Origin of the sequence: Psychrobacter sp. I-STPA6b (genome assembly GCF_020662265.1) — a bacterium.
Classification (GTDB): Bacteria; Pseudomonadota; Gammaproteobacteria; order Pseudomonadales; family Moraxellaceae; genus Psychrobacter.
This window is the reverse complement of the sequence record NZ_VEWM01000026.1, coordinates 1-1057: the sequence shown is the minus strand read 5'-3', so window position 1 is coordinate 1057 and position 1057 is coordinate 1. Positions and strand designations below refer to the sequence as shown.

General features: G+C 49.7%; 1 protein-coding gene. It reads right to left on the bottom strand.

Going from position 1 to position 1057, the window contains the following annotated elements; translation table 11 throughout:
* The coding region (locus FHK88_RS14495; RefSeq protein ID WP_227429390.1) for a hypothetical protein at window positions 1-1057 on the bottom strand (1057 nt) is incomplete at both ends.

The following is a 1057-nucleotide window of genomic DNA, read 5'->3' as shown; positions in this document are numbered from 1 at the left end:
TCTCCCTCCTTCTCCCCCCCTTCCTCCTCCTTCTTTTCTTTTCTTTCTCCCTCCTCCTTCTTTCTTCTTCTTTCCCCCCTCTTCCCCTTTCTCCTTCTTCTTTCCTCTCCCTTCCCCCCTCCCTTTCTCCCCCCCTCTCTTCTCTTTCTCCTCCCTCCTTCTTCCTTTCTCCTTCTTCTCTTTCCCCCCCCCTCCTTTTCTTCCTTTTCTCTCTCCCTTCTTTCTCCTCCCTCTCTCTCTTCCTCCCCCCTTCCTCCCTTCTTTTCCCCTTTCCCTCCTTCCTCCTTTTCCCTTTCTCCCTTTCTTCTTCTTTTTTCCTTTTCCTCCCCTCTTTTCTCTTCCTTTCTTCTCCTTCCCCTTTCCTCTCTCCCTTCCCTCCTTTCTTCCCTTCTCTCCCCCCTCCCTCCCCTCCTTCCCCTCCCTCCCTTCCTCCCTTCTTTTCTCCCCTTCTCCCTTTTCTCTCCTCTTTCCTCCTCTTTTCTTTTTCTTTTTCCCCTTCCTTCCTTCCCCTCTTCCTTCCCCCCTCTCCTCCCTTTCTTTCTCTCTCTCTTCTTTCCTTCTTCTCTCCCTCTCCTTTTCCCTCCTCCCTTCCCTCCTCCTTCTCTTTTTCTTTTTCCCTCTTTCTCCTCCCTCTTTTCTCTTCCTCCTCTTTCTTCCTCTCCCTTTCCTCCCCCCCCTCCCCCCCCTCCTTTCTTTCTTTTTTTTTCTCCTTTTTCTTCCTCCCCTCTTTCTCTCTCTCCTCCTCTCCCCCCCCCCCCCCCCCCCTCCCCTCTTTCCTTTCTTTCTCCCTTTCTTCCCTTTCTTTCCCCCCTTCTCTTTTTTTCTTCTTCTTTCCCTCTTTCTCCCTTCCTCTTTTTCTTTTTTTCTTTTTTCTTCCTTCCTTTTTTTTTTTCCTTTTTTCTTTCTTTTTTCTTGTTTCCTCTTCTTTTTCTTTTCCCTCCTCTTTCCTCTCTTCTTTTCTCCCTTCTTTCTCCTTTTTTCCTTTCTCCTCCCCTTCCTCCTCTCCTTCCCTCTCCCCCTCCTTTCTCTTCTCCCCCTCTTCCTCTTCCTCCTCCTC